The sequence below is a fragment of the Phyllobacterium sp. P5_D12 genome (assembly GCF_054049495.1).
In genome coordinates, this window is the sequence record NZ_JBFUMG010000189.1 from 1 (window position 1) to 8,155 (window position 8,155).

Here is an 8,155-nt window from a genome sequence, read left to right on the forward strand (position 1 = left end):
GAACAGACCGGAGTCGAGATTGAATGGGAAAAACGTTCGCTGCAGGATTTTGAGTCCTTTCCTGTCGAGGAGTTGGCGCGGGAATATGATCTGATCGTCATCGATCATCCGCATGTCGGCCAGATCACAGCTGAAAATTGTCTTGCACCGCTCGATGTGACGGGACGTGAAGCAGAGCAACAAGCGCTTTCCGCCGGAAGCGTCGGGCAGTCCTACCCGAGTTATCATTGGCAGGGAAGGCAATGGGCGTTTCCAATCGATACCGCGACGCAGGTTTGTGCGTGGCGGCCTGACCTGCTCGTAGATTCGCCCGCAAGCTGGGACGAGATAGTGAATCTGGCAAGAGCAGGCAAGGTTTTGTTGCCGCTACGCCCGCCTCATTCGCTGATGACTTTTTATACGTTGAGCGGCAATCTTGGTTCACCGTGTGCAGTCACCGGGCAACTGATTGATCTTGAAAGCGGAATTCGTACTTTCGAAATGATGCGTGAAATTGCGGCGCTGATTGATCCCACGTGCTTCGAAATGGATCCCATTGCGGTACTGGAGAGGATGGGGGAGGCCGGTTCGCACATTGCCTGTTCGCCGTTGATCTACGGCTACGTCAATTATTCCATCGCTGAATTCAGGCCGAATCTCGTCGCCTTTGCTGATATTCCCGCCGCGGGTGATGATGGTCCTGCTGGTTCGGCACTCGGCGGCACGGGCATCGGTGTGTCGGCATTTTCAGCAAATCGCGCCGCGGCTATCGATTTCGCTTACTGGATTGCCGGAGGCAAGGTGCAACGAGGGCCGTATGCGTCAGCGGGTGGTCAACCGGCACACGCGGACGCTTGGGAAGACGAAACTGTCAATAAGGCGACGACAAGCTTCTACGCAGCAACGCGCAAAACGCTTGAAGGTGGCTGGGTGCGCCCACGCCACAACGGCTACATGGACTTTCAACAGGCGGCTTCCCAGCGCATCAATGAAGGCCTTCAGCAACGGCATGAAAAGACAAGTGTAGTCAATGATCTGAACAGGCTCTTCCGGCTAAGTTTCACCCTATAGACATCACAAACATTGGTCAGGAATCTCGACGCATTTGTCCCGCGCGTCCCCATCGTCCAGGGCAAATGCCGATACCTTGCTGGCACTCAGGCGGGTTGATCTGGGATGGTTCGGGCTTGCGTGGTGTCCACGTTGCGTAGGAGCCGCACCCGGCCAAAACAAAGCTGCTGAACAATAATATGGCAGCTATCACGAATTTCATTTTCCGACCCCCCGTCTGCAATCTCCACTGCAAACTGATGTGCCGGAATCATCGATGAAAGTCAAAGTCGTAGGATATGCGGATGCCTGGTTTTAGAGCGATCTGTCCTACGCATAGCGCTTCTGTTGATCGACCTCGCCGCCACGGACGCCCGGATGCGAGTTAATCGCGGTTATGACCGCAAGGGCTGCCAGCGAATTGACATCGCGATTGCCGCGATTGAAGGCGGTCATCACGGTCTCTGCGATGACTTTCGCGTCTTCCTCCGAGCTTGATTTCACCACAAGCGTCGCTGCTGCCTTGTTGTAGGCGGCTTGCATGACGTTCCAGTCATCCTGGGAGTAGATCGGCTTTGAAGGATTATCGAAAGGCATAGGACTATTCCTTTCCCCTAGACGAAACGAACCCCGACAAGGAGGAGAAAATAGCTTCGCAATTGTGGCGTTGCAAATCGAAAAGAATTTACCGGCAGTTGAAAGGGCTTACCGCAGCGCAATATGCTTCTGACTGCTCTCAAATGTGGCAAACGGGAAATCTGGGCTCTAGACAGTCGGTTCTGTTTCCGATCTTTCCCTGACGGCCCGCGATAAGCGTGACCAGCGCTGACTGAACCAGGGGGTTACCAGTGATATTTTCTCGAAGCGTTGACTGGCAAAGGATGGATCGTGTTCTTCAAAGGTCCAGACTTTAAAATTTGTCAATTCATGCGGTCCGAACGTGTGAATCAATGGAATGTCGGCAGCATCCCGGCCACGCGCCACGACAATCCGCCCGATGCGCCGCTGATTGTGACGGGCGTCGAATGTGTGCCATTTTCCGCCGAGATAGACCTCGAACCAGGCGTTGAAATCCATTGGTGCCGGGTCAGCCGGCACGCCGATATCGCCCAAATAGCCGTTCACATAGCGTGCCGGAATATTCATGCAGCGGCAAAAAGCAACGGCCAGATGCGCGAAGTCACGGCAAACGCCAACGCGCTCCTCATGTGCTTGCGCTGCAGTGCGCGTCGATCTGGCAAAGCCATAACTGAAGGTCAAGCGCTGGTTGACATAGTCGGTGATTGCCTGAACCCGTGACCAGCCGGGTTTGACGTGGCCGAAGAGACTCCACGCCAGATTGCTCAACTCGTCGGTCTCGCAATAGCGGCTCGCCGACAGATACGCCAAACATTCGGTCGGCAACTGGTCGACGCTCACCTCGGCTGCATCCTCGTCGATTGGGTCGGGGAGCCCGTCATCCTTGACGACCGCGTCATACTTCAAGGAGAGGTTGCCCGCAGGAGCCAGGAGGCGGATGCAACTGTTTCCGAAAAGGTCGCGAAACGTTTCAAGCTTTGTATCCGGTGTGGCGGTTGGACCACGCTCGCACTGGACGTCCGGTATGCGTTCCGATTCGAGGTTGAGATAGGTCGTCATGGGTGTGGGCTGATTACAGCGAATTGCTATCTCGTAACCGATACGGATCAACATAGGCATATCCTCTAAGGTTTTGAGAAGAACGCTGCGATCCGGTTCAGGTTCCCCGGCTGTAAATTTTAGTGGATGTCGGGCCTCGCCATGCGATTCAGCATTTGTTGACTATAGAGCCATAGAATTTGAAACAAATGCGCCGGACGGAAGTTAAGTCCGGAAGATGTGCGGTCAGATTGTTGGCGGTGCACAGGAGTGATTGGAATGGTGATGGCTGCAAAACATCCAGGTTCCCGCCCACGCGCAGCGGACGTACTGCGAGAACAGGTCGTTCGCTCGGACTTTCGCCGTGTGGTCGAGACAGCCCGGCCATCAGAAACGGACAGGAATATACCCAAATTGCTGCAGGACCTGCTGGATCGACTCGACGAGGCGGAAAAAGCCTGGAAGAAAACCCGTTGATCTCATTGCGCTCTAATTTCGGACCTGCAGAAGGTTGTTTTGGCAATGCCCCACGCGTTTCGATTTCGCATGGTTGACGAAACTGCCGAAGGACAGTGCGAAGGCGACGAAAATCACGAAAATGATGCCAAGACGCTGAACAAGCATGACAAATGCCCCATTGGAATTTCCTGAGGATATCGTTGTCGATCTGAACGGCGACTGAACCCGGCGTTCACCCGGCATTCCAAATGATGACCCAATCTTTACTTTGAACGTGGCGCACAGGGTGACGTGGCGTCGTTGCTAATCTATGCTGCAGGCATGACCAAAGCTTTTGACGCGATCGTTATCGGTGCAGGGCAGGCCGGGCCATCTCTGGCAGGTCGCCTCACGAACGCCGGCATGAAAGTGCTCATGGTCGAACGCAAGCTATTCGGAGGGACATGCGTCAACACAGGATGTATGCCGACGAAGACGCTGGTCGCGAGTGCCTATGCAGCACATCTTGCCCGGCGTGGTGCTGATTTTGGCATCGAGACGGGTGGGCCGGTCCAAATCAACATGAAGCGGATCAAGCAGCGCGCCGACACTGCGTCCTTCAATGCCCGCACCGGAGTCGAGAAATTCTTGCGCGGCATGGATGGCTGCACGGTTATGCAGGGCCACGCCCGTTTCACCGGACCGCATGAAATCGATATCGATGGCGCCGCATTCACCGCCCCCAGGATTTTCCTCAATGTTGGTGGCCGTGCCAATGTGCCGGATATGCCCGGCGTTGACGACATCGACATCCTGACCAACACGTCCATGCTGGGGCTCGATACAGTGCCGAACCACCTGGTTGTCATCGGCGGCAGCTATATAGGCCTCGAATTTGCGCAAATGTACCGCCGGTTTGGCGCGGACGTGACCATTGTCGAGAAGGGTCCAGGGCTGGTTTCGCGCGAGGACGAGGACATATCCGAAGCGATCAAGGAAATTCTCGAGGGTGAGGGCATTGCAATTCGCCTCAATGCGGAATGCATATCGTTTAAACCTCACACCGAGGGTGCGGAGGTCGGTGTCGATTGCACAGCCGGGTCACCAACGGTTGTCGGCTCACATGTGTTGCTGGCAATCGGTCGGCGGCCCAATACCGACGATCTTGGTGCCGACAAGGCAGGTATAGAACTTGATGAGCGTGGATACATCAAAGTTGACGATCAGCTTGAGACAAACGTACCTGGCATCTGGGCCATTGGCGATTGCAACGGGCGCGGTGCCTTTACTCATACCGCCTATAATGATTTCGAGATCGTTGCGGCAAATCTCCTTGACGGAGAGAACCGCAAAGTGAGCGATCGTATACTCGGCTATGCGCTCTATATCGATCCGCCGCTCGGCCGGGTAGGCCTGACAGAGGCGCAGGCGCGCAAGAGCGGGAGGCCTTTGCTGACTTCCAAGAGGCTGATGACGCGTGTCGGTCGCGCAGTGGAAAAGGATGAGACCTACGGTTTTATGAAAGTCGTGGTAGACGCAGAGACACAAAAGATACTCGGCGCAGCCATACTGGGGACGGGCGGCGACGAGGCGATCCACGGCATCATCGATATCATGAATGTGGATGCGACCTATCAGCAATTGAAATGGGCTGTTCCCATACATCCTACAGTCTCTGAGCTGATTCCGACGCTCCTGGGAGACCTCAAGCAAGTAGAATGACGTGCAAGCTTATTCCATTACGGCTGCATGATCCGCTGGGGCGGCGTTTGACGTAGGCTTGCGCAGCAGCATGACCAGCGGGATCGAGACCAGCGACATGATCATCAACAGCTTGAAATCGTCCATATAGGCGATGATCGTCGCCTGCGTCGTGATCATCCCGTCCAGGGCGGCGCGGCCTGCGGCCTTCATCGGATCGAGATTCTGCATCACAGCAGGGGCGTTGAATGCATGGTTGAAGGGCGTGACATACGCGGCGATCGACGAATGGTTGCTTTGCACATTCTCTGTGATGAGCGCGGTGACGACAGCAATGCCGACGCTCGAACCGATATTCCGCGACAGATTGTAGAGGCCGGTGCCTTCGCCGCGCATTGGTGCGGGAAGGGTGGCAAAAGCAATGGTTGTAAGCGGCACGAACAGGAAGCCGAGACCGGCGCCCTGGATGAATCCCACATAGACGATGGTCCACTGCGACACGTCGGGCGTCCAGCCCGTCATGTCGTACATTGCCCATGCGGTCAGGCTGAAGCCAAGGAACAGCAAAAGGCGGGTATCGACCTTGCCGATCAGTCTGCCGACTATAAACATGCAGACCATGGTGCCGACGCCGCGCGGCCCCATGACGATACCGGCAGTGACGACGGGATAGCCCATCAGCGTCTGCAGATAGGGCGTCATCAAGGCGAGCGACGCAAGATAGGTGACGCCTATGACGAAGATGAAGAACATGCTGACCGAAAAATTGCGGTCGAGGAAGAGGCGCGGATTGACGAAGGATTTCTTCGCCGTGAACGTGTGTACAAGAAAGAGATAAAATGCGCCGGCGCAGATCAACGCTTCGATCTGGATTTCAGCGGAAGAAAACCAGTCGAGCTGTTCGCCGCGGTCAAGGAAGAGCTGCAGCGTTGCGATGGCAAGGCTCAAGGTGCCGAAGCCGAACCAGTCGAGCTTGGCGCTCACCTCTTTCGTCGTTTCGGAAACGAAGGCGACAATACCGAAAAACGCCAGCATGCCGATGGGCACATTGATATAGAATACCCAGCGCCAGCTGATATGGTCGGTGAGCCAGCCGCCGATGACCGGTCCGAGCACTGGACCGACCATCACCGATACGCCGAAAAGCGCCATGGCCCTGCCGCGATCTTCCACCGAATAGATGTCGAGCAGAATACCCTGCGACAACGGCACAAGCGATGCGCCGAAGAGGCCCTGCATCAGCCGGAAGACGACGATTTGCGGCAAGGACTGGGCGAGACCGCACAGCACTGACGCGGCGACGAAGCCGACAATGGCAGTCAGAAGGACGTTCTTGCGACCGAAGCGGGCCGCAAGAAAACCCGACGGCGGCGTCATGATGGCCGCGGCGACGATATAGGAGGTAAGGACCCAGTTGATCTGATCAGCACTCGCCGAGACACTTCCCTGGATATAGGGCAGCGCCACATTGGCGATCGTCGTGTCGAGCGCCTGCATGATCACCGCAAGGATGACGCAGGCGGTTATCGCGCCGCGATTGGCGACGACGGATGCGGCGCTGGGAATTGCGATGGTATTAGACATGATCCTTGCTGCCGAAAAGACTTGTCACGAAAGATGGCAGGCCGCGGGCATGGCCTGTATCGACACTTACGGTGACGCTCATGCCCACCCGCAGTGGCGGTTTACCCGCCGTGTCGTCGATACTTACGAGCATGGGGATGCGCTGGACAACCTTCACCCAGTTGCCCGTGGTATTCTGGGCAGGCAGCAGCGAAAAGCTGGAGCCGGAAGCCGGGCTGATGCTGGAGACCGTGCCTTTCCACGTCACGTCCGGATAGGTGTCGACGCTGATGGCGACTGTCTGACCGGGACGCACATAGGTGAGTTCGGTCTCTTTCGGGCTCGCAGCGATCCACATATGCGTTGTCGAGACGAGACTGAAACCGGCCTGCGACGCTTGAAGATATGCACCGGTCTGCAAGGAGCTGACATTGGTGACGATACCGTCAAATGGGGCACGGACAACCGTGTGGTCGAGATTGCGCTGGGCATTGTCAACAGCCGACTGCTGCTGCAGATAGGAAGGATTTTGCTCAACGGGTTGATCTGCGCTGCCGCCAAGCTGCGCCAGCGTTGCCGCCGCTTCTGCCTTGGCAACATCGACCTTTTGCTGGGCCGCGTCTAGATCGTGCTTGGCCTGATCATAGGTCGCGCGGGACGCGAAGGAGCTTGCATTCAGGTCCTGCTGGCGCTGCAACGACTTTTCGAAAAAAGGAATATCGGCTTCAGCCTGGGTTATCTCCGCCAGCGATTGCTTGTAACTCGCTTCAAGATTGAGAACTTGATTGCGGACTACGCCAAGCTGCGCCTTCGCGCCTGCAAGTGCGATGGCAAAGGGAGAGGCATCGAGACGGAACAGCACATCGCCCTGCTTGACCTGCTGATTGTCGCGGACATCCACCGACTGCACGATACCGGACACGTCGGTGGAAACACCGACCATGTCGGCTTGGATATAGGCGTTGTCGGTCGACATGACCTGACCGCCAGTCGCATAGAAATAGCCGCCAACGATCAAAAGAACCGGCAAAAGCGCAAAAAGCAGCGGACGCTTCAAGCTGCGCCGCGCGCGCGCCGGTGCCGCAGGGGGCGTAGTTCCCTTGGCCACAGGTACGGCAGGCAACGTTTCGATGGCCGTATCGGGCTTTTCCATTACCGGGTCATTGCGAGCGGCATTGTCCGAATTGGCAGGTAGCCGCAGGGAAGGTGAACCGTCAGCCATGATTTTTCTCTCTGTCCTCGACCGGCGTTTGGCATGCGTCGATCAAATTTGTCTTCATAAGGGTCAGTGTTCGAATGAGATGTTCGCGATCTGCATCCGGGACATCGGCAAGCGCTTCAGAGCGGGTGAGATCCGCAACACGGCGAATACCATCGAGGAGTGGCCGCGCCTCTTCGCGGGAGAACAGCAGCCGGACGCGCCGGTCAGTCGGATGCTTGCGACGCTCAATGAGGCCGCGCTCCTCAAGCTTGTCGAGGATACGGACCAGGGTGATTGGCTCGACCTCCAAAAGCTCAGCCAGCCCCGCCTGGTGGATTCCCTCGTTTTTTGAGAGATATGCCAGTGTCTGCCATTGCGACCGCGTAAGGCCCAAATCCTTTGCACGCTGTTCGAAACGCTTGCGCAACAGGCGCGCGACCTCGTGCAGCAGAAAGCTCAGTGTTGGTGCATTGTCCATGAGGGGTGTGCAAACTCATAAGGATGCTTATAACAGTCATGCATATAGCAAGGGTGCTAGGAGATTTAAAGGCGACAGCTTGCCTCAGGCAGAAAAAAATTGCGTCAGACCTTCAACATGTCGTGAAG

General features: G+C 56.4%; 8 protein-coding genes. 3 read left to right on the plus strand and 5 right to left on the minus strand.

What is annotated here, in order from left to right; genetic code table 11:
• Window positions 1-1,050 (plus strand): extracellular solute-binding protein (locus ACXJ5O_RS13855; RefSeq protein WP_457300393.1); only part of this gene is annotated, 1,050 nt, incomplete at its 5' end.
• A 309-nt stretch (window positions 1,051-1,359) separates the two neighbouring features.
• On the opposite strand, the gene ACXJ5O_RS13860 is transcribed toward ACXJ5O_RS13855, so the two are convergent.
• On the minus strand, window positions 1,360-1,626 hold the full coding sequence (locus ACXJ5O_RS13860; RefSeq protein ID WP_457300394.1) for a hypothetical protein: 267 nt from the start codon (window positions 1,624-1,626) through the stop codon (window positions 1,360-1,362).
• A 168-nt stretch (window positions 1,627-1,794) separates the two neighbouring features.
• On the minus strand, window positions 1,795-2,721 hold the full coding sequence (locus ACXJ5O_RS13865; RefSeq protein ID WP_457300395.1) for a transglutaminase-like domain-containing protein: 927 nt from the start codon (window positions 2,719-2,721) through the stop codon (window positions 1,795-1,797).
• A gap of 204 nt (window positions 2,722-2,925) precedes the next feature.
• Between ACXJ5O_RS13865 and ACXJ5O_RS13870 the strand changes: the two genes are divergently transcribed.
• Both ACXJ5O_RS13870 and ACXJ5O_RS13875 read left to right on the plus strand, forming a co-directional pair.
• Window positions 2,926-3,123: a hypothetical protein gene (locus ACXJ5O_RS13870; RefSeq protein ID WP_457300396.1), complete on the plus strand. Its 198-nt coding sequence runs from the start codon at window positions 2,926-2,928 to the stop codon at window positions 3,121-3,123.
• A 303-nt stretch (window positions 3,124-3,426) separates the two neighbouring features.
• A complete protein-coding gene (locus ACXJ5O_RS13875) occupies window positions 3,427-4,806 on the plus strand; it encodes an FAD-containing oxidoreductase (RefSeq protein ID WP_457300397.1) in 1,380 nt (459 codons plus the stop codon).
• Window positions 4,807-4,815: 9 nt separating this feature from the next.
• Here the strand turns inward: ACXJ5O_RS13875 and ACXJ5O_RS13880 are convergent, their stop codons facing one another.
• From ACXJ5O_RS13880 to ACXJ5O_RS13890, 3 genes are read right to left on the minus strand one after another with little or no spacing between them, the layout of a single operon-like run.
• Entirely contained in the window at window positions 4,816-6,369 is a 1,554-nt protein-coding gene (locus tag ACXJ5O_RS13880; RefSeq protein ID WP_457300398.1) for a DHA2 family efflux MFS transporter permease subunit, read from the minus strand.
• Window positions 6,362-7,570, minus strand: a complete 1,209-nt coding sequence (locus ACXJ5O_RS13885) for an HlyD family secretion protein (protein WP_457300399.1) — start codon at window positions 7,568-7,570, stop codon at window positions 6,362-6,364. Before ACXJ5O_RS13885 ends, ACXJ5O_RS13880 begins: the two co-directional genes overlap by 8 nt.
• Window positions 7,563-8,027, minus strand: a complete 465-nt coding sequence (locus tag ACXJ5O_RS13890; RefSeq protein ID WP_457300400.1) for a MarR family winged helix-turn-helix transcriptional regulator — start codon at window positions 8,025-8,027, stop codon at window positions 7,563-7,565. The genes ACXJ5O_RS13885 and ACXJ5O_RS13890 overlap by 8 nt, the downstream gene beginning before the upstream one ends.
• Window positions 8,028-8,155 lie beyond the last annotated feature (128 nt).